At 62.7% G+C, this 20,302-nt stretch carries 18 protein-coding genes and 1 pseudogene; 13 read left to right on the top strand and 6 right to left on the bottom strand.

Annotated elements, in window-relative coordinates:
• Window position 1 precedes the first annotated feature (1 nt).
• From ACFWO3_RS18860 to ACFWO3_RS18850, 3 genes are read left to right on the top strand one after another with little or no spacing between them, the layout of a single operon-like run.
• Complete coding sequence (locus ACFWO3_RS18860; RefSeq protein ID WP_378580546.1) at window positions 2-808, top strand: enoyl-CoA hydratase-related protein; 807 nt, start codon at window positions 2-4, stop codon at window positions 806-808.
• A gap of 34 nt (window positions 809-842) precedes the next feature.
• The gene (locus tag ACFWO3_RS18855; protein ID WP_378580544.1) at window positions 843-3,176 is read left to right on the top strand and encodes an acyl-CoA dehydrogenase family protein; all 2,334 of its coding nucleotides are present in this window, start codon (window positions 843-845) and stop codon (window positions 3,174-3,176) included.
• Window positions 3,177-3,956, top strand: coding sequence for an SDR family NAD(P)-dependent oxidoreductase (locus tag ACFWO3_RS18850; protein ID WP_378580542.1), 780 nt, complete (start codon window positions 3,177-3,179; stop codon window positions 3,954-3,956).
• 9 nt (window positions 3,957-3,965) lie between these two features.
• On the opposite strand, the gene ACFWO3_RS18845 is transcribed toward ACFWO3_RS18850, so the two are convergent.
• The 5 genes and pseudogenes from ACFWO3_RS18845 to fdxA all read right to left on the bottom strand — a co-directional run bounded on the left by ACFWO3_RS18845 (window position 3,966) and on the right by fdxA (window position 7,270).
• Window positions 3,966-4,487, bottom strand: a complete 522-nt coding sequence (locus ACFWO3_RS18845; RefSeq protein WP_378580540.1) for a DoxX family protein — start codon at window positions 4,485-4,487, stop codon at window positions 3,966-3,968.
• A gap of 74 nt (window positions 4,488-4,561) precedes the next feature.
• Complete coding sequence (locus ACFWO3_RS18840; protein ID WP_378580537.1) at window positions 4,562-5,881, bottom strand: FAD-dependent oxidoreductase; 1,320 nt, start codon at window positions 5,879-5,881, stop codon at window positions 4,562-4,564.
• A gap of 39 nt (window positions 5,882-5,920) precedes the next feature.
• A complete protein-coding gene (locus tag ACFWO3_RS18835) occupies window positions 5,921-6,109 on the bottom strand; it encodes a ferredoxin (RefSeq protein ID WP_378580535.1) in 189 nt (62 codons plus the stop codon).
• Window positions 6,110-6,149: 40 nt separating this feature from the next.
• Window positions 6,150-6,992 (bottom strand): annotated as a pseudogene (locus ACFWO3_RS18830) (NAD(P)-dependent oxidoreductase); the annotation flags it as partial.
• Window positions 6,980-7,270, bottom strand: a complete 291-nt coding sequence (fdxA, locus tag ACFWO3_RS18825) for a ferredoxin (protein ID WP_378580533.1) — start codon at window positions 7,268-7,270, stop codon at window positions 6,980-6,982. The pseudogene ACFWO3_RS18830 and the gene fdxA, both read right to left, overlap by 13 nt.
• A gap of 166 nt (window positions 7,271-7,436) precedes the next feature.
• Here fdxA and ACFWO3_RS18820 point away from each other — a divergent pair, with 166 nt between their 5' ends.
• The 10 genes from ACFWO3_RS18820 to ACFWO3_RS18775 all read left to right on the top strand — a co-directional run bounded on the left by ACFWO3_RS18820 (window position 7,437) and on the right by ACFWO3_RS18775 (window position 19,169).
• Window positions 7,437-8,258 carry a FadR/GntR family transcriptional regulator gene (locus tag ACFWO3_RS18820; protein WP_378580531.1) on the top strand — a complete coding sequence of 274 codons (822 nt, stop codon included), beginning with the start codon at window positions 7,437-7,439 and terminating at the stop codon, window positions 8,256-8,258.
• Between the two features lie 158 nt (window positions 8,259-8,416).
• Window positions 8,417-9,601 carry an amidohydrolase family protein gene (locus ACFWO3_RS18815; protein ID WP_378580529.1) on the top strand — a complete coding sequence of 395 codons (1,185 nt, stop codon included), beginning with the start codon at window positions 8,417-8,419 and terminating at the stop codon, window positions 9,599-9,601.
• Window positions 9,602-9,643: 42 nt separating this feature from the next.
• Window positions 9,644-9,892 (top strand): hypothetical protein, encoded by a 249-nt coding sequence (locus ACFWO3_RS18810; protein ID WP_378580527.1) that lies wholly within the window; start codon window positions 9,644-9,646, stop codon window positions 9,890-9,892.
• 18 nt (window positions 9,893-9,910) lie between these two features.
• On the top strand, window positions 9,911-11,611 hold the full coding sequence (locus ACFWO3_RS18805) for an OB-fold domain-containing protein (protein WP_378580525.1): 1,701 nt from the start codon (window positions 9,911-9,913) through the stop codon (window positions 11,609-11,611).
• Between the two features lie 28 nt (window positions 11,612-11,639).
• Window positions 11,640-12,872, top strand: a complete 1,233-nt coding sequence (locus tag ACFWO3_RS18800; RefSeq protein WP_378580523.1) for a CaiB/BaiF CoA transferase family protein — start codon at window positions 11,640-11,642, stop codon at window positions 12,870-12,872.
• A gap of 129 nt (window positions 12,873-13,001) precedes the next feature.
• A complete protein-coding gene (locus ACFWO3_RS18795) occupies window positions 13,002-14,294 on the top strand; it encodes a MaoC family dehydratase N-terminal domain-containing protein (protein WP_378580521.1) in 1,293 nt (430 codons plus the stop codon).
• A gap of 42 nt (window positions 14,295-14,336) precedes the next feature.
• On the top strand, window positions 14,337-15,137 hold the full coding sequence (locus tag ACFWO3_RS18790; RefSeq protein WP_378580519.1) for an enoyl-CoA hydratase/isomerase family protein: 801 nt from the start codon (window positions 14,337-14,339) through the stop codon (window positions 15,135-15,137).
• A gap of 51 nt (window positions 15,138-15,188) precedes the next feature.
• Window positions 15,189-16,376, top strand: coding sequence for an acyl-CoA dehydrogenase family protein (locus ACFWO3_RS18785; protein ID WP_378580514.1), 1,188 nt, complete (start codon window positions 15,189-15,191; stop codon window positions 16,374-16,376).
• A gap of 91 nt (window positions 16,377-16,467) precedes the next feature.
• Window positions 16,468-17,982: a class I adenylate-forming enzyme family protein gene (locus ACFWO3_RS18780; RefSeq protein WP_378580512.1), complete on the top strand. Its 1,515-nt coding sequence runs from the start codon at window positions 16,468-16,470 to the stop codon at window positions 17,980-17,982.
• A 35-nt stretch (window positions 17,983-18,017) separates the two neighbouring features.
• Window positions 18,018-19,169, top strand: a complete 1,152-nt coding sequence (locus ACFWO3_RS18775; protein WP_378580510.1) for a thiolase family protein — start codon at window positions 18,018-18,020, stop codon at window positions 19,167-19,169.
• A gap of 19 nt (window positions 19,170-19,188) precedes the next feature.
• Here the strand turns inward: ACFWO3_RS18775 and ACFWO3_RS18770 are convergent, their stop codons facing one another.
• On the bottom strand, window positions 19,189-20,241 hold the full coding sequence (locus ACFWO3_RS18770) for an acyl-CoA dehydrogenase family protein (protein WP_378580508.1): 1,053 nt from the start codon (window positions 20,239-20,241) through the stop codon (window positions 19,189-19,191).
• Between the last annotated feature and the right edge of the window lie 61 nt (window positions 20,242-20,302).

Below are 20,302 nucleotides of genomic sequence, written 5' to 3'. Positions count from 1 at the left end.
CATGGACGGCAGAACCACCCCTGAGAGCGCTGCGGACGAGACCGAGGTTTCCGAAGAGGCTTCGGTGCTGGTCACGAGGGACGGACATGTTGCGACGTTGACCTTGAATCGTCCCGATCGTAGAAATGCGATCAATCGTGCAATGCGCAAGGCGCTCAAGAGCGAACTGTGGCGCGCGGATGCAGACGACGACGTCCGTGTAGTCGTGATCACCGGGGCCGGTACGGCGTTCTCTTCGGGAGTGGATCTTCCGGAAGCGCTCGAGGGGCCACCTCCACGGACGGAGGGCACCTCACCGACACAGGTGATGCGTGCGATATCGAAGCCGATCATCGCGTCCGTCAACGGTCCCTGCTACACGGGTGGATTCGAGCTTGCCGTGAACTGTTCGTTCATCCTCGCCTCGGACCGAGCGGAATTCGTGGACACTCACGCACAGATAGGTTTGCTCAACGGGTGGGGTGGAAGCGCGCTGCTCCCGCGCGCCGTGGGGCTTCCCGCTGCGATCCAGATCATCCTGAGTGGCCAAGCGGTGGATGCCGCAACTGCCGAACGAATCGGGTTGGCAAACGAAGTGGTTCCACACGAGCAGCTTTCGACTCGAACGATGGATGTTGCGCAAGCGATTGCGGGTGGCCACCCCCGCGCCGTGCAACGAATGCTGCGCTTGCTGAAGGACGGAGCAGGTGCGCCTGTGGCACACGCGCTGGGCTTGGAAGCCGAGGCAGGCGCAACCTTTCGCCGTGACAATGCCGATGTGAGTGCGCGATTCGGTCGCCAACGGGAAGCACAGAGCGAACGACGATGACGACCGTGGAGAGAGGCATTCGGTGGATCCCACGATGTCGGTGAGTACCGAGGCACACGAGACCGACTGGCGTGAGCGGCTGGCGCGCAAGCTGGAAGAATTCTCGGATCGTCCGCGAGCGACGACGTCGCGTGGGCGGTTCGAAGCAGCGGTCGGGTGGCAGGCCGAACTCGTCGACGCGGGTCTGGCGGCTCCTGGCTGGCCCAGAAATGTCGGCGGAATGGAACTCGGCCTGGAGGACCAACTCGACTACTACCGGATGACCACGGCGGCCGGCGCGCCGCGACATCCGTGCGCAATGTCCTTCATCGTCGCTCCGACGCTGATCGTGCACGGCACGGCGGAGCAGAAGGCTCGCTACCTGCCCCCGCTCCTGCGCGCGGAGGAGTTCTGGTGCCAGGGATTCTCGGAACCGGGGGCCGGAAGTGATCTTGCCTCCCTGTCGACGAGGGCCGTGCGCGAGGGCGAAAGGTACCGAGTAACAGGACAGAAGATCTGGACAACGATGGCGGAACGGGCGGACTGGATGTTCGCGCTGGTTCGTACCGGTCCCCCCGGCCGCGGAACCGAAGGAATCACCTACCTGTTGATCTCGATGAAATCACCGGGTATCGACGTACGACCACTCCGTGACGCTGCAGGTGGGCGTCACTTCGCCGAGGTCTTCTTCGATGACGTCTCGGTCCCGGTGAGAAATCGAGTGGGAGAGGAAGGTCAGGGTTGGTCGATCATGCGAACGTCGCTCGGTCACGAGCGAGCAACAGCCTTCCTCGCCGACGAGTTCCGATACCGGGGGACCGTCGACAAGGTTCTTCGGCTTGCGATCGATCGAGGATACTCGGCCGACCCGTTGGTGAGACAGGAGCTCGCAGTTCTCGAAACGGATGTGCGGGCCATAGCCACCAACAGTGCGCGGGCGCTCGACGCAGTTCTGCGCAAGGAAGACCCGGGTGCTCTTGCGTCGATCAACAGGCTCGTCAAGTCCGAATTCGAGCAGAGACTCCACGGATTGGCACTTCGGTTGACCGGTACCGGCGCAGTTCTGGGGACGCGGTCCGAGGGTGCGGTCGAAGAAGGTAGATGGAGCTACGGGTACCTCATGTCGAGGGCAGCGACCATCGGCGCAGGCACAGCGGAAATCCAGAGAAATACCATTGCAGAGTCGATCCTCGGACTGCCCTCTCATCGTGGTGAAGGGAGTCGGGCTCCCTCCGTGACACCAGGTCGTCCGCTCGTTGCGCAGGAAAAGGACGAGGCGGTGTTGCGCGACGTACTGGCATCGATGATCGCGGGATGCGTGGACACCGAATCCGTTCTGGCCTGCGAAGGTAAACCTGCTGCGATGGATGTCCCGTTGTGGCATCGGTTGGTCGAGTTCGGTCTGCCGGGGCTTGCGGCTCCGGAAGCACTCGGCGGCGGCGGCTCGTCTGTCCGGTTGTTGCTCGCAGCCGTCGAGGAAGCGGCTTACCACCTCGCTCCTGTTCCCCTTGTTCCGAGCGTGATTGCGCTCGAGATCCTGTTGGCTGCGGGTGCCGACGACGCCGCCGGCAGGGTCGTCGCCGGGTGCCCGGCAGCGTTCGTGGTGCCGACGGACGATGGCGGGTGGATCGTCGACGGGGGACTTCCGACGATTCACGGCTCACTCCTCACCGGGGCGGTGGAAAGGGTGGCGGGCGCACCCGTGGCCGAGATCTTCGTAGTACTCGCAGTCGATTCGGATACCGGCGAACTGGTGCTGGCTACGGCCGAACCACCCGACGTCTCGAGGACGGATCAAGAATCGTTCGACCTCACGTCCACCGTCGGCACGGTGTCGTTCGCCGGTGCACAGTGCTCTGTCGTCCTGCGTGGAGAGCCTGTCGACGTCGTGATTCGCCGCGCACGGACTCGGGCGCAGACGGTGGTTGCTGCGGACTCGGTCGGTGTCGCCAATCGTGCACTCGCCCTGGCAGTGGAATGGGCCGGTGAACGGGAGCAGTTCGGCCGGCTCGTCGGATCGTTTCAGGCGGTATCGCACCGATGTGCGGACATTCTGGTGGCAGCAGAGGGAGCCCGCAATCAGGTGCTGTCGAGTGTGGATCTGGCCGAGGAAGATTCGGAGAGCGCGATCGCCTCGGACCTGGCGGCGGCCGCTGCGTCGACTGCTGCTGTCACAGCGGCCGAAGCGTGCATTCAGGTGCACGGCGGTATCGGATTCACCTGGGAGCATCCCGCCCACTTGCTGTTGCGCCGAGCCGTTGCCAATCAGTCGCGCCTCGGCAGACCCGAAGTACTACGAGATCGCGCAGCAGCGACTCTGCTGGATCGGGTCCCTCGACCACGTCATGTCGCGAGTGGAATCGGAACCGATGAACGAAGGAGGACGTGAATGGACATCAACGGTAGCGTCGCGTTGGTCGTAGGCGGCGGAGGGGGATTCGGCGGAGCCACAGCTCGAAGGCTTTCCGAGGCGGGCGCCACTGTCGTGGTGCTGGACCTGGACGAGGACAAGGGGGCGAAGTCGGCCGCGGAGATCGGCAACGGCGCAATCTACGTCAGAACCGACGTCACATCCGAGGAAAGCATTCTGGAGGCCATCGACCGAGCCGAGGACCTCGGACCTGTTCGAATCGCAGTGGTGGCGCACGGCGGTGGCGGGGGCGACGGACGTGTTGTGCACCGTGACGGCGCTCCGCACAGCTATGACAAGTTCAAAAGGGTCGTCGATGTCTTTCTGTGCGCGACTTTCAACGTCACCAGGTTGGCAGCGGCTGCTATTGCCAGAACCGAACCACTCGACAGTGGGGAGCGCGGTGTCATCATCAACACGGCATCGATCGCTGCCTTCGACGGCAGTATCGGTCAATCGGCCTACGCCGCAGCCAAAGCGGGGATCGTCGGAATGACGTTGCCTGCTGCTCGTGACCTCGGACCGCTGGGGATTCGCGTGATGACCATCGCTCCGGGTGTGTTCCTCACGGGAGCGTACGGCGACGTCGCGCCGGAGGATCTTCATGCGCAGTGGGGTCCGACCGTACCGTTTCCCTCCCGGATGGGCGATCCTGACGAGTACGCGATCCTTGCGCAGCAGATCTGCGAGAATCCTTATCTGAACGGCGAAGTGATTCGACTGGATGGTGCCATGCGTTTCACCCGAAAAGGCAACTGAAGGATCGGGTCATCGGGGTACGGGCCGGTGAAAAAGTGCGAGTTGTGCTGCTGCTGCGCCGAGTCCGACGACAAGGACACTGGATGCCGCACGGTCGCCGTTCAGTTTGCTGTCCCACCCGAGAAGTCGGTCGACACTGATTCTGCCCGGTCCGAGTGCGGCAAGCGCGGTCGCGGCGGCCGCCAGATTCGCGACGTACTCCCACCCCTCCGAAGTAATGAAGAATCCGTTCGGAAGGTGTACCGACCGCCCGGCAACTGCCATCGTCGCCACGACAGCCGACGCCGCGGCCGGAGTTGCGAAACCGGCGACAAGTGCTGCACCCGCCGCTGATTCGACAACCGCGCTCGCACGTGCCTGGAGGTGAGGCCTGCGAAACCCGATCGACTCGAACCACTTCGCCGTACCGTCCAAGCTCCGTCCGTGCTTGACACCGTGGGCGATCATCGTGCCGCCTATCAGCGAGCGAAGAAGAAGTGGTGCCAGAACGTCACGCGCGACCCGATCCTTGCGAAACATCGACGGTGCCATCGAAGGTACGTCCTTTCTTGTCGATCGATTCCACTACGTTGTGCGTGGGCGGTGCGGCCGCGCCGCAGAGCGTGTCACACAGCATCGACGGTATGTCGTCCGGCGGCGACGAGTTCCGCCCACTCTCGGATCTTCACTCGAGCGCGACCTTCCTCGGCGCCGAGTGCATCTTCTCTGGCTGCGATGGCATCCCACGCAGCATTGTCCAGGAACTCGATCCCACGTTCTGCCAGGAGATCTCGAAACGGTCTGCTCGGTTCGGACGGAGCCGACAGGCTTTGTCGGTCCTCCAGCAGTGCGGTAGCCGTGTCTTCGGCATCGGATCTGTTGGTTCCCAGAATGCCCGTCGGTCCGCGTTTCACCCAACCGACTGCATACTCGCCGGGCCGTGGCACGCCATCACGCACGACACGGTGCGCATGGTGCGGGATCGTGTGGGTGTGCGCGTCGAACGGAACGCCGGCAATCGGGCGGGAGCGATAACCGACAGCGCGGAGCACCATGTCGACGGCGACCTCCTCGCCTCCGTCGTCGCCCTCCACACGCACAGCACGCACGGCGTCGACGCCGAGCACGGCGGTCGGTCGAGCAGAGAAGTGAAAATGCACTCGTCTCGGGGCGTGACCGGCAGGTCTCTCCGACCACCCTCTGAGAACGGCCAGGTTGCGTTTGGCTACCGTCGTCAAACCCTCTGTGCCGTCGCAAGGAAGCTGGGACGGATCGACGAGGACATCCACCCCGGCAAGCTCACCGAGTTCACGCAGTTCCTTGGTGGTGAACTTGGTGAACTCGGCACCGCGTCTGATGAGTACGTGCACGTCTGTCACCGTGCTGGACGCGAAGCATCCCATTGTGTCCGAGCCGATATCCGTGTGTCTCAGGTCGTCGACGCTCTTGACGAGAAGGCGCGTCACATCCAGTGCAACGTTGCCCGCGCCGATGACAGCGACGGAACGTGTCGTGGAGAGATCGAAACGGGGGGCCTCCGGATGTCCGTTGTACCACTTGACGAATTCCGTTGCGGAGGTGCTTCCGGGCAGGTGTTCGCCGTCGACTCCGAGTGTCTTGTCCGTGTCGGCACCCGTTGCGTACACGACGGAATCGTAGTGTTCACGCAGCTCGGCGACGTCGATGTCGCGGCCGATCTCGACGTTGCAGAAGAGTCGGACGTTCGGGCGGTCGAGCGTAGCTTGAAGAGACGCGGCGGCGAGCTTGATGTTCGGGTGGTCCGGGGCCACGCCGTACCGGAGCAACCCGAACGGAACGGGGAGTCTTTCCAGAATGTCCACCTGTACGTCCGCGTCGGAGGAGAAGGTCAGTGCATCGGCCGTGTACAAGCCGGCGGGTCCGCCACCGACCACTGCAACCCGGAGTGGGCGATCGGTAGCGGTCATAACGGCTTGGTCGTCACTGCAGTAGCTTCCGTTCCGTGTTCAGTGCAACGTGATGGCGCGTTCAGGGCACGATGCCGCAGCTTCGTGTGCCTTGTCTTCGTCGGCCGAATCGATGTCGACTTCGGAGTTGAGCGCGTACCCGCTGTCGTCGATGTCGAACAGGTCGGGGTCGACCTGGTAGCAGCGAGCGTGACCCGAGCACAGGTTCAGATCGATTCGTGCCTTCATTGTCGACCTACTTTCTGCGGTGCGAGGAAAGGTGGGATCGCTAGGGAGCAGAGAAAATGTCGTCGCGCTCGACCAGACGCATCGGGCCGAGCTGCGCGGCGGTCAAGATCGGGGTGATATCGGCGCCGAGCTCGGCTGCCACTCGGCGAGCCGAGTCGAGATCTTTGACGAGGTACCTCGGCAGAGTCTCGCTGTACGCAGCAGCCCCTCTTTCCGAAGCCGCTATGTACTGTGCCGCAGTGCTGCCGCCGCTGCTGACCGCGAGCACCTCGAGCAGTGTCTCTTCGGATATTCCCAATGTCTGTGCCGTCTCGATTGCAGACAGCGTGAGCTGTGTGCAGACGGCGAACAAGGCGTTGTTCAGGAGCTTGGCGGATAGCGCGGTACCCAGTCCGCCCGTTCGAATGATGTTGAGCGAGTAGGCACTCACGATCGACGATGCAGTCTCGACCGCCGGCTCGTCACCTGCGAGCATCACCGTCAACCGGCCCGAGCGCACGGCGGCCGGTGTGCCGCTGAACGGCGCTTCGACAACCGACACTCCGGTGTCGCGGGCGATTGCAGCCAGGTCGAGGAGAGAAGAGGGGCTCCCCGTGGTGTGCGAGACGAACAGTGAACCCGGGCGCATCTTCTCGATGATCGGTGGGCACACTTCGAGGACTTGTGCATCGGAGAAGAGGCACGACACGACGACATCGCATACGCCGAGAGCGTCCGGTGTGTCGACCATCTCGGCACCGGCTGCGTGTAGACGATCGATCACGTCCTGTCGGCGCGCGAATACCGTGGTGGGCAGACCGCTGGACAGGAGGCGCTCGACCATCGGCTCACCGATGTTGCCGGTGCCGACGAACCCCACTCGTAGGGTGCTCATGCGTCGGGCACCGGTAGTTTGCCGTACTTGCGTGCACCGCCGAGTTTGCCCAGCGTCAGAAAGACGGCGTTCTGTCGCTCGGCCGTGTGCGCCTGATCATCGGGGAGTTCGGCTTCGTGATACACGGCCTCGTGTGGGCAGGCCGGTTCGCATGCGCCGCAATCTATGCACTCCGACGGGTTCACGAACAGTTGGTGCTCGCCCTCGTAGATGCAGTCCATCGGACATTCTCGGACGCAGGCGCGATCCATCAGGTCGATACAGGCCTCGGTGATCACGTATGTCATTGCGGCACCTCCTCTCTTTGCCTCGCGCTCTTGCCGAGTCGTGCCGTGCGTGGCCGGCTCGCTCGACAAGATGGAGTGAACTATCTAACTAGTAATACCTTGTTGTACTCATCACTGTAAAGTGGGAGTCGTGGGAAGCCCGCCCTCCGGCAGTAGAGTCAGGTCGATGGAGATCGAGCAGCGCGTGACGTGGCGAACCGATGGCGGCTCCGGGGACGAGCGAGTGCGAGTTCCGAAGGTCTCCGAGCGGATCGCGGACAGGCTGCGCAGTCAGATCGTTCGCGGCGAAATCGCACCAGGTCAGATGCTTCCCTCGGAAAAGGTGCTGATGGCGCGGCTGGGTGTGTCACGTCCTACGTTGCGCGAGGCGTTTCGCATTCTCGAGAGTGACGGGCTGATCACCGTCGTCACGGGTGTGCGCGGTGGCCCACGCGCACAGTTTCCGAATCTGAGCGTCGCCTCGCGGCACATCGGCTTGTATCTACAGATTCAGGGGACGACCTTGGAGGACGTTCTCGCAGCCCGAACCGAATTCGAATCCGCGTGTGTTCGGATGTTGGTCGCGCGAGGTACGGACGAGGGTGTTGCCGCTCTGCAGCGGTGCGTCGACGCGCATCGCGCGAGGTTGGCCGAGGGCGTCGACAGTCCGTCTGCGTTTGCTCGATGGGTCGAACTCACGGCCGAGTTTCACGATCTCATTTCGCTGCACTGCGGCAACAAGACGCTCAACGCGCAGGTCAGCGCACTGAGAGATGTTCTCGATGTGCATCGGAAAATGGGGATCGAGCAAAGGGTCGACGACGCAGGTGCGTCGCAGCGTACGGCATATGTTCCTTCGATCATCGACGACTACCAGGTGCTGGTCGACCTCGTCGTGCGGGGCGACGTCGCGAAGGCGGAGGAGCACTGGCGGCGACACCTCGAGTACGCAACCGAGATCTTCTTCCGGAACAGGGACAGGACGGCAACCATCAGTCTCTTCGACTGACGCGCGCATCACGCAGATCGATCCCCACGGACTCCGAGTCCGTGGGGATTTTTTTCCGACTGCCGAGTGGGTGACGTGGCTTACGCAACCTGCTAGCGTCAAGATAGTTAAACAAGTAACCCCTTTTGAGTGCACGGGGGCATCGCCCAGGAGGATCCATGCCACTGCAGAGTCACATGCACCTCATCTCGACCGATGATCACCTGATCGAGCATCCGCATCTGTGGACCGAACGACTTCCGCGGAAGTTCGTCGAGGCCGGGCCTCGAATCATCGAGAAGGAAATGCCCAAGTCCATTCATGCCGGCGACGGGGCGCGTAAGGACGGTGAAACCAAACTTGCCGAGGTCTGGGAGTACGAGGGGCGCATCTATCCGTATATCGGGTTGAATGCCGTCGCAGGTAAGAAGCCGGAAGAGTACGGAGCCGAACCGACTCGGTACGAGGACATGATTCCCGGCTGCTACGAACCCAAGGCGCGAGTTGCCGACATGGACATCGACGGCGTGCAGGCAACTCTGTCCTTCCCGTCGTTTCCCCGCTTCGCCGGAACCGTCTTTCTCGAAGGAGAGGACAAAGAGCTTGCGTTGCTGTCGGTTCAGGCGTGGAACGACTACGTGCTCGACGAGTGGTGTCCCACTGCACCGGATCGATTGATTCCGCTCGTGATTCTTCCCCTATGGTCGGTCGAAGCCGCAGTGAAGGAGGTCTTCCGCACCGCCGCCAAGGGTGCCCGGGCGGTCTCGTTCCCCGAGAACCCTTCCCCGCTGGGGCTTCCGTCGTTCCACACCGATCACTGGGATCCGGTGTTCTCGGCTGTGGTCGAGGCCGGTCTCCCTCTGTGTGTGCATTTCGGCACGTCCGGCAAGGCTCCGATCACGGCACCGGAGGCGCCCATGGCGGTGATGACTTCGCTGTTCGGTTGCAACTCCATGTACGCAACGGCGGACCTCCTGTTCTCACCGGTCTTTCACAATCATCCGAAGCTCAAGTTCATGCTGTCGGAAGGGGGGATCGGTTGGGTGCCCTACATGCTCGAACGTATGGATGCGGTGTGGGCGAAGCACCGCTACTACCAGAACATCAACCAGACCGTCCGACCTTCGGAGTTGTTCGCCGACCACATTTTCGGGTGTTTCATCGAGGACGATTTCGGACTGGCGAACCGCCATCTGGTCGGAATCGACAACATCACGTGGGAGGGCGACTACCCGCACTCGGACTCGAACTGGCCGAACAGCCGCAAACTCGCGCACGATTCGATGATCGACGTTCCGGACGAAGACGTGCACAAGATTGTCGAACTCAATGCTCGCAGATTGCTGAACTTCCCGCGGGCCTGAGGCATTTTCATTCATCACAGCGACAGGTAGGGATGTCATCTCATGGACGAACTCGTCGAACAATTTCCCGTTGCCGACTGGGTCGATCAGGATCTGCTCACCCGCGACCTGGCGGGATCATTGCTGTCCGAAGAGATCGAAGCAGAACGCGGACGACTGGACCGGCTGAGGCGTGGCGAAGGCGGTGACGACATCGTGATGAGCAAGGAGGACATGGAGCGCCGCTTGGCCGCGATGATCGCCGTACGTGACAGCGTCGGGCACAACACATCCGGTCGAATCACCTACTAGCACCCGTCTCGGTATTCGATGACACTCACTCGTTCGTCTGGAGGGCACGTGACGGAAGTCCTGGACACCGGCAGGCCGATCCCGCAGATGTCTCTGGGGCGTGCACAGTACTGGGCTTCCGGCGCGGACGGCGTTCTGCGCATCGCGCAGTGCCGTAGCTGTTCGCGGTTGATGCACACACAGAACGTTCTGTGTCCGCAGTGCCGCGGGCGTGACATCGGATACGAACCGGTGTCGGGCCGTGGCACGATCGTCGGGTTCACGGTCGATCACCAACAATGGTTGCCGAAGTTGGCGCCACCGTATGTGATTGCGATCGTCGCTCTTGCCGAGGATTCGCGAATCAGGTTGACGACCAACATAGTCGGATGCGAACCTAGTGACCTGTCGGTGGGAACTCCGGTCTCGGTGTTGTTCGAACAGATCTCGGACGACGTCTGGTTGCCGCTGTTCGAGCCGGTCGCAGACGCCTCGGGATCGTTGGATCCGGTCCCGGAGCCGGAGGACCATCGATCGGCCCTCCGCCCACGCGTCGCTGTGGACAAGTTCGAGGAAAAGGTGGCCATAACCGGAGTCGGCCAGTCGAGAATCGGTCGTCGACTGATGGTCGAGCCGCTGTCTCTGACTGTCGACGCCTGTCTTGCTGCAGTCGAGGATGCCGGGTTGACCTTGGCCGACATCGACGGGCTGTCGACATACCCGGGCAGTAATGGGACGGGAGGACTGTCCGAAGGCGGAATCATGGCCGTCGAACAGGCGTTGCGAGTACGACCGACGTGGGTCAACGGCGGCAACGAACTTCCAGGGCAGAACGGCTCCATCATTGCCGCGATGATGGCCGTGGCCTCGGGTCTGTGCAGACACGTGCTCTGCTTTCGAACGGTCTGGGAATCGACACATGCGGAGCTGGTGCGAACCGGCCGGCTCGAGGTCCCGCCCGTGCGGCCGACCGGAATGTTCGAGCATCGTGCGCCGTTCGGCGCAATGTCTCCCGCGAACTGGATTGCCTGCCAGGCATCGCACTACTTTCACCGCTACGGCGGTGACCGCACCACACTGGGGGCCATCGCCGTCAACACGCGATCGAACGCGTCCGCAAATCCCGAGGCCGTGTACCGAGATCCGATCACGATGGACGACTACCTCTCCGCGCGAATGGTTTCCACGCCGTTCGGGCTGTACGACTGTGACGTACCGGTGGACGGAGCTGTTGCGGTCGTCGTGTCGGCGGCGGATGCGGCAGACGGTGGCCCCAATCCGCCGGTGTTGGTGGAGGCGGTGGGGACTCAGATCATGGAGGATCTGTCATGGGATCAAGGAACCCTCACACACACGCCACAGTCATTGGGCCCGGCCGCGCACCTCTGGAACAGAACCGATCTGAGGCCGGACGACGTCGATGTTGCGTTGCTCTACGACGGCTTCACGTTCAACGCGCTGTCGTGGCTCGAGGGGCTCGGTTTCTGTGGACCGGGTGAGGCAGCGCAATTCATCGACGACGGCCGCGGAATCGCAGTCGACGGTCGGTTGCCGTTGAACCCGCACGGGGGGCAGCTCTCGGCCGGGCGCACCCATGGGTACGGCTTCTTTCGCGAGGCCGTGCTGCAGCTTCGGCAGCAGGCCCCCGGCAGGCAGGTCCGGAACCCGAAGGTCGCGGTGGTGAGCTCGGGTGGTGGCGTTCCTTCCGGCGCGATTCTTCTGCGCGCCAACACGTACTGAGTATCCATTTCACGCACTAGGAGTTTCCATGGATCGTCCGCTGGAAGGCTTCCGCATCCTGGAGGTCGCCCAATTCACCTATGTTCCCGCCGCTGGTGCTGTTCTGGCGGATTGGGGTGCCGACATCGTGAAAGTGGAGCATGCGGAGAAGGGCGATCCGCAGCGCGGCCTCGTACGTGTACTCGGGCACACGGCAGGGAGAGAAGGTTCGTCCTTCTCTCCCATCATGGAAGGACCGAATCGCAGCAAGCGCAGCATTGGTCTCGACCTGTCCAATCCCGCTGGGCGCCCGGTGCTGGAAGAGTTGATTCGTCGCAGTGACGTATTCCTGACCAACTACCTGCCGGCTGTGCGCACCAAACTGGCCATCACTGTCGACGACGTTCGCGCGATCAACCCGAACATCGTCTATGTCACCGGCAGCGGATTCGGGAACGAGGGACCGGATTCGGAAAGGGGTGCGTACGACGCCACGGGGTTCTGGGCGCGCGGTGGTAGTGCCGACGGCGTGATGGGTGAGGGTGCGGATTCGATGGCGTTCATGCCCGCCGGCGCATACGGCGACAATATCGGAGGTATGACGATCGCCGGTGGCATCGCCGCGGCACTTCTCGGACGCGAGCGGTCGGGGAAACCTTCGGAGGTCGATGTCTCCCTGCTGGGCGTCGGAGCCTGGGCCACACAGTTCACGGTCAACCTTGCGCTGAGTTCGGGAGGCCCACTCCCGAAGGTGAAGCGGAAGAAGACGGCGGCGGCGGGCAACCCCCTCACCGGCTCGTATCGCACCTCCGACGGAAGGTGGTTGCAGTTCTCGATGTTGCAACCGGTGCGCTTCTGGAACGAGTTCGTCACCGCGATCGGCCTGGAACGCCTCGTCGACGACCCGCGCTACGCGACGATGGAAGGGATCTTCGCCGACGCCGACCAGCTCGGCGAACTGTTCGCCGATGCCATCGCCGCGCGAACCTATGACGAGTGGATCGCAGATCTTGCCGGATTGAGTGGGCCCTGGGCGCCGGTTCAGAACAGCTGGGACGTCGGTAATGACACGGCCTTGATCGAGAACGGCCGGATCGTCGACATCGTCGACGCGGACGGCGTGAACCAGAAGCTGGTCGCCAATCCGGTGAAGTTCGACGGCCGGCCTGTGCGGATGAAGAGAGCTCCACAGTTCGCGGAACACACCGATGACATTCTTCGTGAGTTGGGACTCGACGACGACCAGCTCATCGAACTCAAGGTCTCCGGGGCGGTCACCTGATGACCGCTCACCGGAACAGCTCTCGCCGGGTGTGCCTGCAGGGGCGATACTTTCTCGGATTCACCCATTCTCGGGTATCGAAGGCGCCATCACGCGGCGTCGCTCGGGCATCGATCACGGAGGTTTGACTTGAGCACCAAGACGGCGACCGCGACGGACAAGACTCCGGAGGAAGAGGCGACATTCAGCTTCCGGGAATCGGACATCCAGCGTGCGCGGGACTTGGTCGGGGTCTATCACGCCGTGACTCAGCGTGACCAGTTCTCGCGTGCGACGCCGGACGTGATGCGTGCCTTCGCGCGCAGCTACGGTGACGACAATCCCTTGTTCGTCGACGAGGAGTACGGATTCGATACGCGCTGGGGTGGGCAGATCGCACCACCCATGATCAACATCGCCGTGACGAAGGACCTTCTGGCCGATCCTGTTCCGAAAGATCAACGACGCCCCCCGTTTCGCGGTATCCACGTGTTCGTGTCGGGTTCGACGACTGAGTGGTATCGGCCGGTCTACGACGGAGACACGGTGTACTCGTTTCAGGGATTTGCCGATGTGGAGCTGAAGGAGTCGGAGTTCGCGGGTCGGTCGTTGCTCGTCACGAGGATGCACGTTCAGTTCAACCAACGCGCCGAGATCGTTCAAACCCAGCGCGTGCTCACCATTCACACCGAGCGTCACGAGTCGAAGAAGCGCAAGAAGTACGACACGATCGAGCCTGCCTCGTACACGCCCGACGAGATAGCAGAGATCGATGCGATATACGAAGCCGAGGCTCGCCGGGGCGCCGAACCTCGGTACTGGGAGGATGTCGAAGTCGGCGAGTCTCTGGGGTTGATGGCCAAGGGGCCGTTGACGACAACCGACATGATCGTATTTCATTCCGGTGGTTACGGTTTCGCCCCGTACACCCCGTGCACGGGGCGCCTCGCCTATCGCAACCGGCAACGCATCGGCGCGTTCTATGTGCCCAACGATCAAGGAGTGCCGGATGTGGCACAACGCATCCACTGGGACGCCGAGTACGCGAGATCCATCGGACTGCCGACGTCGTACGACTACGGAATGCTTCGGGACTGCTGGCTGACCCACTTTCTCACGGATTGGATCGGCGACGACGGTTGGATCGAGACGATGTCCAGTCAGATGCGAAAGTTCAACTACCTGGGTGATACCCACCGCTTCACGGGTGAGGTTGTCGGCAAGCGCCGGGAGGGTGACCGCTATCTGGTCGATCTGGAGTTCCGCGGAACCAGCCAGCGTGGTGAGGTGACATGCCCCGCCACAGCGGCGGTGTCGCTGCCGAGTCGTGACACAGACCTGGCGGGATTGCGCACACCGCCGTCCGAACTGAGTGCCATCGCCGCACGGATGCTGCAGCGGCACGGCCAACTGCGTGCCGAGCGGCGCCGTGGCAAGGCGTGACCATCCAACATTGGTGAGGCCGCAGCGATCGAAGGAGTCGACGTGAACTCGATCAACGTCACCGAATTGAAGAGCTTGACCACCGTGATCGCAGAGTTGTCGGACCACGTTCTGACGATCACCTTGGACAGACCCGAGCGGATGAATTCCTTCACCGATGCCATGCGGACCGAGTTCCGTGCTCTGTGGCGGTTTGCGGATCTGACGGACGACGTACACGTGGTCGTTCTTCGTGCGAGCGGCGATCGGGCATTCAGTACGGGGATGGATGTCAAGGAAGGCACCTACCTCGCCGACAACCCGTTCAGCAGACGCGACCCCGGCGTGGATCTGTCTCCCAAGCAGAACGGGTGCTGGAAACCGCTGATCTGCGCGGTACACGGCCTTGCCGCCGGCGGCGCTCTGTACTGGCTGAACGAGGCGGACCTGATCATCGCGAGTGATGACGCGCAGTTCTTCGATCCGCACGTGTCCTATGGACTCGTAGCTGCGCTCGAACCCATCGGACTCGCACACCGGATTCCGATCGGCGAAGTGCTTCGGATGGCGCTTCTCGGTCTGGACGAGCGCATGTCGGTCGAGCGAGCACACCAGATCGGTTTCGTGAGCGAAATCGTTCCCCGCGAACGGTTGTGGGAGCGCGCAGCGACCTTGGCGGCGAGGATTGCGGCAAAACCACCGGCTGCGATCCAGGGGACCGTACGAGCCATCTGGGAGTCCAGAGATGTCGGCCGCACACACGCTCTGGCCACGGCGCTCCCGTACACGATGGTGGGGAACCCGATCGGCAAAGCGCAGATCGACAGGTCCCAGGTGCCGACCCGGTCCTACGAGGTTCGCTGACCTACACGCGGCAAGCAGAGTGTTCGGACCTACGACGAAAAAGGGTGCGAGATGGATTATGGGATGACTCCCGAACTCGAAGAGTTCCGCCGTGAGGTCAGGGAGTTCGTTGCGATGAATGCACCCGACATCGCTCCCAGGGCCGGTGTCAGATGCGCCGAGACTGCCGAGGAATTGGCCTCGCTGAAGGAATGGACAGGCAAGCTGTACGCGGCGGGATATCTCGGCGGCGACTGGCCCGTCGAGTATGGGGGGCAGGGCGGTGAACATGCCGTCGAGCGGAGTGTGGTGGTGGGTGAAGAAATTGCACGGGCCCGTGCGTCCGTTCTTCCCGGTGCGGCCAACTTGATCGCGCATGCACTGTTCGATTTCGGCACCGAGGAGCAGCGAACGAAGTTCCTGCCGGGTATCAGGTCGGGGTCGGAGGTGTGGTGTCAGTTGTTCAGCGAACCTGGATCGGGCAGTGACCTCGCGTCGCTGCGCACCAGGGCGGTTCGGAGCGAGAACGGTGGATTCGTCGTCAACGGTCAGAAGGTATGGACCACCAACGGACAATGGTCCGACTACGGGTACATGCTCGCCCGCACCGATGTCGATGCGCCCAAGCACAAGGGAATCAGCGCGTTCATCGTCGATATGAAGCTGCCGGGAGTCGACGTCCGTCCATTGCGGGAAATCACAGGAACCTCCGACTTCAACGAGGTGTTCTTCGACGACGTGGTCTTGGAGCCGGATGCGTTGGTCGGCGAGCTGAACAACGGGTGGTATGTGGCGAATTCCAGTCTGTCGCACGAAAGATCGGGCGTTGCGGCCAATGCGGTGCGGTTGCGTCAGGGCGTCGGCGCTTTGAAGGATCTGGCCGGGCGGCTCGAGCAGAACGGGCATCCTGCTGTCGAGGACGGGTACGTACAGGACCGGCTCGGCCGGCTGGATGCCTCCGTCGCGGCATTGTCGGCGATGGTCTACGCCAACGTCAGCCGTGTGTCGCGTAAGTCGGAGAGAGCGTTCGACGCGCCGATGGCGAAGTTGTTGTTCAGTGAGATCGGTGTAGAAATGCAACGGTTCGCGCTCGAATTGTGCGGCGAAGCAGGAATTCTCGTCGAAGGTGATGCGGGTGCGCTCGATGGCGGTAGGTGGCAGGACGAGTTCATGTATGCCCGCGCGTTCACCATAGCCGGTGGTAGTTCGGAGGTCATGCGCAATCTCATCGCAGAGCGGGGCCTCGGCATGCCGCGTTGACCAAGTTAACTATGTAATCTATCTTGAGGTAAGGAGTTCGGGCAGCGACCGGCTGCGCAAGGGTGGTCGTCGTCCGAGGAGAGGCCGATTCATGACGAGTATCAGGGACGCGTTGGCCTCGCTGTGGTCGGCCTCCGACGATGCGAAGATGATCCAGCAGGACAAGCAGTGGTATTCCTGGGGTCGGGTTCGGCAGCTCGCCGAGCTGATCGACTGCTCTCTCACTGCAATCGGATCCGCGCAGGGATCGCGAATCGGTGTCGTGGTGTCCAACAGGGTGGAAACGGTCGCTGCGATCATTGCGATTCTCGGCAAGGGGCGCACGCTCGTCACGCTGAATCCTATGCAACCCCCCTCTCGGCTTGCCGACGACATCGTGAGTGCGAAGCCTTCCGTGGTTGTCGCTTCGCAAAGTTATTGGGACACAAGCGAGTTCTCGACGGCAATCGACGGAGCCGATATTGCCGGACTTGCCGTGGACGGGGTCGATGTCACGTGCGTGACAAGGCGTTCCAGCGTGGAGTCCGTCGAAGCGGCGGCGGACGGCGAACCTGTAGCGGTCGAGATGTTCACTTCGGGGACGACGGGCAAACCCAAGCGGATTCCGCTCTCCTGGCGGCAGCTCGAGTCGGCGATGGACGCGGTGCACGAACACACGGGTGCCGGCCGGAAGGGCCGTGAGCCTTTGACCGGCAAAGCTGCCTTGGTCACGCTTGCGATCGCGCACATCGGCGGTATGTGGAGTGTCCTCCAGTCTCTGACGGAAGCGCGACCTTTTGTGTTGCTTCCCCGGTTCACCGTCGACGGGTGGGTCGACGCGGTCCACGAACATCGACTGGCGATCGCAAGTTTGCCACCAGCTGCAATGAGGGCAGTCCTCGCGGCGGATGTGCCGAAGGAAAGGCTCGAGAGCTTGCGTGCGGTGACGGCGGGGACGACGTTCGTCAGCCCCGACCTCGCGGACGAGTTCACCGACAAGTACGACATTCCCGTCATGATCGTGTACGGCGCTACCGAGTTCGGGGGTGCCGTCGCGGGGTGGACTCGACCACTCGTCGAAAGGTGGTGGAAAGAGAAGCGGGGAAGTGTGGGTAAACCGTTTCCCGGCGTGGACATGCGCACAGTGAGCCCCGACGGTGTGGTCCTACCGGTGGGGGAGACCGGTCGCCTCGAGGTATCGGCAGATCAGGTGGGTTCGGGCGAGGACAGGTGGGTTCGGACGAGTGATCTGGCACATCTCGACGACGACGGATTCCTGTACATCGACGGCCGAGCGGACGACGCAATCCTGCGTGGTGGCTTCAAGGTCCAACCTGAGACGGTGTGTAGCGCGTTGCGCGCGCATCCAGCTGTGCACGATGCGACGGTCTACGGCAAGGATGACGAACGCCTCGGACAGGTCCCGATAGCCGTCGTCGAACTGGTGCCCTCTGCCGAGGTTCCTGCAGAAAATGAACTCCGCGAGTTCGTTCGGGGCCGACTGACCGCTTACGAGGTGCCTGTCGCGATCCACACAGTCGATGCATTGCCACGGGGGGCCTCCCTCAAGGTGGACCGTCGGCGGGTGCTGGAGTTGGTCGCCGCGCTCGAGTCGGCGCGCGTGTAGCGCCCGAGACACGAACGAACGTCGAAGGAGTAGGAATGTCCGCAGTCGTGGTCGGAGCTGTTCGCAGTCCCGTCGGGAAGAGAAACGGCGGCCTCGCAGGCGTCCATCCAGCCGATCTGTCGGCGGTGGTGCTCAATGCGCTCGTCGATCGCAGCGGCATCGACCCGGCGATCGTCGAAGACGTCATCTGGGGGTGTGTGCAACAGCTCGGTGATCAGGCCAACGACATCGCTCGCAACGCCGTACTCGCGGCGGGATGGCCGGAATCCGTGCCGGGTGTCACGGTCGATCGCCAGTGCGGATCGTCCCAACAGGCATTGAACTTCGCGGTTGCCAGTGTGGAGGCCGGTCACTACGACGTCGTGGTCGCAGGTGGGGTGGAATCCATGTCCAGAGTTGCCATGGGGTCTGCCGCCAAGGTCGGCGGTAGTCCCTACAGTCCCGGATTCTCGGCGCGCTACGAAACTGCTCCCAATCAGGGTGTCGGTGCCGAGATGATCGCGGAGCGTTGGGGACTCGACCGAACCGAACTCGACACATTCTCGGCTCGATCCCACGACAGGGCGGCCACCGCCCAGGACTCGGGATGGTTCGACGAGCAGATCGTTCCGATTCCCACTCCGGACGGCACCGTGGTCGGCAAGGACGAGGGAATACGCCGCGGCACCACCGTGGAGAAGCTCGCCACCTTGAAGCCGGTCTTCAGGGAGGACGGAGTGATTCATGCGGGCAATGCCTCGCAGATATCCGATGGCAGTGCTGCTCTGCTGATCATGAGCGAGGACGCTGCTCGAAAGTATGGATTGTCACCGATCGCCGCGATCCACACCGCAGTCGTCGCTGCGGCAGATCCGGTCGTCATGCTGTCGGCGCCGATCCCCGCGACAGAGAAGGTCTTGCTCAGATCGGGTCTCACGGTCGACGACATCGGAGTGTTCGAGGTGAACGAAGCCTTCGCGTCGGTTCCCTTGGCGTGGCAGAAGGAGTTCGGTGTCGATTCGAACAAGTTGAATCCGAACGGTGGTGCCATCGCTCTGGGGCACCCGCTCGGCGGGTCCGGGGCGAGAATCCTGACAGACATGATCGCCCACATGCGGAGAAACGACCTTCGGTACGGGTTGCAGACGATGTGCGAAGGCGGCGGTCAAGCCAATGCCACCATCCTCGAGCTGATGGGCGCGAACTGAAGCGGAGAACCCCGCAGAATCAGGTTCGAACGAGCCTGCGTCGGTGGTACGAGACGGTCCCGTCGAGGAGCTCGTCGACCTTGATCCGCCTGAGAAGCAAGTGCAGGTCGTGGTCCCACGTGAACCCGATTCCACCGTGAACCTGAAGTGCCGTCTGAGCGATTGTGCTGGTGCCCTCACCCGCGTAGGCGGCGGCTGCCGATACAGCGGCCGTACGGTCGGACGTCTTGTCGTCGAGGGCGACTGCAGCAGCCCACAGCACCGCCCGAGCGGATTCGACCGACAATGTCATGTTTGCGCAGTGGTGCTTTACGGCTTGGAAGCCGGCGATGGGCTGTCCGAACTGATGTCGACTCTTGGCGTACTCGACGGTTTCCTCGGTCAGGCGGCTTGCAGCACCCAAAGCATCGAAGGCGCGGAGCGTCGCAAGCTGGTCGTGTACGAAATCGGCGGTTCCGGTAGGCAGGGTGTACCAACCACCGGCGTCGAGAGCGAGGTCGACGTCGACCACGGACCACGACCGAGTCAAGTCGAGAGACTCCAGAGGGCGCACTGTGACGGCTGCGACGGATACGACAGCGGCAATTTCGGTGCTGTCGCTGCACTGAGCGATGACGAGGACGTGGCCGACGTCGGAGCCCCCGGTAACCGGCGCAGATGTTCCGTGCAGGCGAACCGTGTCTCCATCGAGGGATGCAGCGAGCGCGGGGTTGTCGACGGAAGCCACGACGGGCAGAACCGGCTCGGTTCCGTCGGCTGCACCGCCGCACAGGGGATCTTCGAGTCGCGCGAGATATTGTGCTGCCACGCATAATTCGGCAATCGGCAAAGCGCTGCCTGCTCGACCGTGTTCCTCCACGACCACGGCGAGATCGACATGAGTGCCACCCAGGTCTTCGGTCAGCAGCCCCGCGAGCCCGGAGTCGACGAGATGTCGAAGGTCCTCCGGGCGAATCCGTGCATGACCGTCGTCGATGGTGAGTCGCCGCGAGGCGATCGGGCTGTTCTTGGCGAGCCAGGCACGCTCGGCGGCCGCGAGGGCGTTCTGCTCGTCGCTCAACGCGAAGTCCATCCCACCCTCCTCAGAAGTGTTTGACGTAGTTAACCATGTAATCTATCTTTTCACTAGCGGC

The organism is Rhodococcus sp. NPDC058521 (genome assembly GCF_042719695.1).
In the GTDB taxonomy this organism is placed as follows: Bacteria; Actinomycetota; Actinomycetes; order Mycobacteriales; family Mycobacteriaceae; genus Rhodococcus_F.
The sequence above is the reverse complement of the archived record's forward strand: the minus strand, read 5'-3'. Positions and strand labels throughout refer to the sequence as shown.

Bases quoted from the DNA above. Each gene is read 5' to 3' on its own strand.
- fdxA (WP_378580533.1), bottom strand. From the start codon at position 7,270: ATGACATACGTGATCACCGAGGCCTGTATCGACCTGATGGATCGCGCC.
- ACFWO3_RS18820 (WP_378580531.1), top strand. From the start codon at position 7,437: ATGGAGATCGAGCAGCGCGTGACGTGGCGAACCGATGGCGGCTCCGGG.
- ACFWO3_RS18845 (WP_378580540.1), bottom strand. From the start codon at position 4,487: ATGGCACCGTCGATGTTTCGCAAGGATCGGGTCGCGCGTGACGTTCTG.
- ACFWO3_RS18855 (WP_378580544.1), top strand. From the start codon at position 843: ATGTCGGTGAGTACCGAGGCACACGAGACCGACTGGCGTGAGCGGCTG.
- ACFWO3_RS18780 (WP_378580512.1), top strand. From the start codon at position 16,468: ATGACGAGTATCAGGGACGCGTTGGCCTCGCTGTGGTCGGCCTCCGAC.
- ACFWO3_RS18835 (WP_378580535.1), bottom strand. From the start codon at position 6,109: ATGAAGGCACGAATCGATCTGAACCTGTGCTCGGGTCACGCTCGCTGC.
- ACFWO3_RS18800 (WP_378580523.1), top strand. From the start codon at position 11,640: ATGGATCGTCCGCTGGAAGGCTTCCGCATCCTGGAGGTCGCCCAATTC.
- ACFWO3_RS18770 (WP_378580508.1), bottom strand. From the start codon at position 20,241: ATGGACTTCGCGTTGAGCGACGAGCAGAACGCCCTCGCGGCCGCCGAG.
- ACFWO3_RS18805 (WP_378580525.1), top strand. From the start codon at position 9,911: ATGACACTCACTCGTTCGTCTGGAGGGCACGTGACGGAAGTCCTGGAC.
- ACFWO3_RS18840 (WP_378580537.1), bottom strand. From the start codon at position 5,881: ATGACCGCTACCGATCGCCCACTCCGGGTTGCAGTGGTCGGTGGCGGA.
- ACFWO3_RS18810 (WP_378580527.1), top strand. From the start codon at position 9,644: ATGGACGAACTCGTCGAACAATTTCCCGTTGCCGACTGGGTCGATCAG.
- ACFWO3_RS18850 (WP_378580542.1), top strand. From the start codon at position 3,177: ATGGACATCAACGGTAGCGTCGCGTTGGTCGTAGGCGGCGGAGGGGGA.
- ACFWO3_RS18775 (WP_378580510.1), top strand. From the start codon at position 18,018: ATGTCCGCAGTCGTGGTCGGAGCTGTTCGCAGTCCCGTCGGGAAGAGA.
- ACFWO3_RS18815 (WP_378580529.1), top strand. From the start codon at position 8,417: ATGCCACTGCAGAGTCACATGCACCTCATCTCGACCGATGATCACCTG.
- ACFWO3_RS18860 (WP_378580546.1), top strand. From the start codon at position 2: ATGGACGGCAGAACCACCCCTGAGAGCGCTGCGGACGAGACCGAGGTT.
- ACFWO3_RS18785 (WP_378580514.1), top strand. From the start codon at position 15,189: ATGGATTATGGGATGACTCCCGAACTCGAAGAGTTCCGCCGTGAGGTC.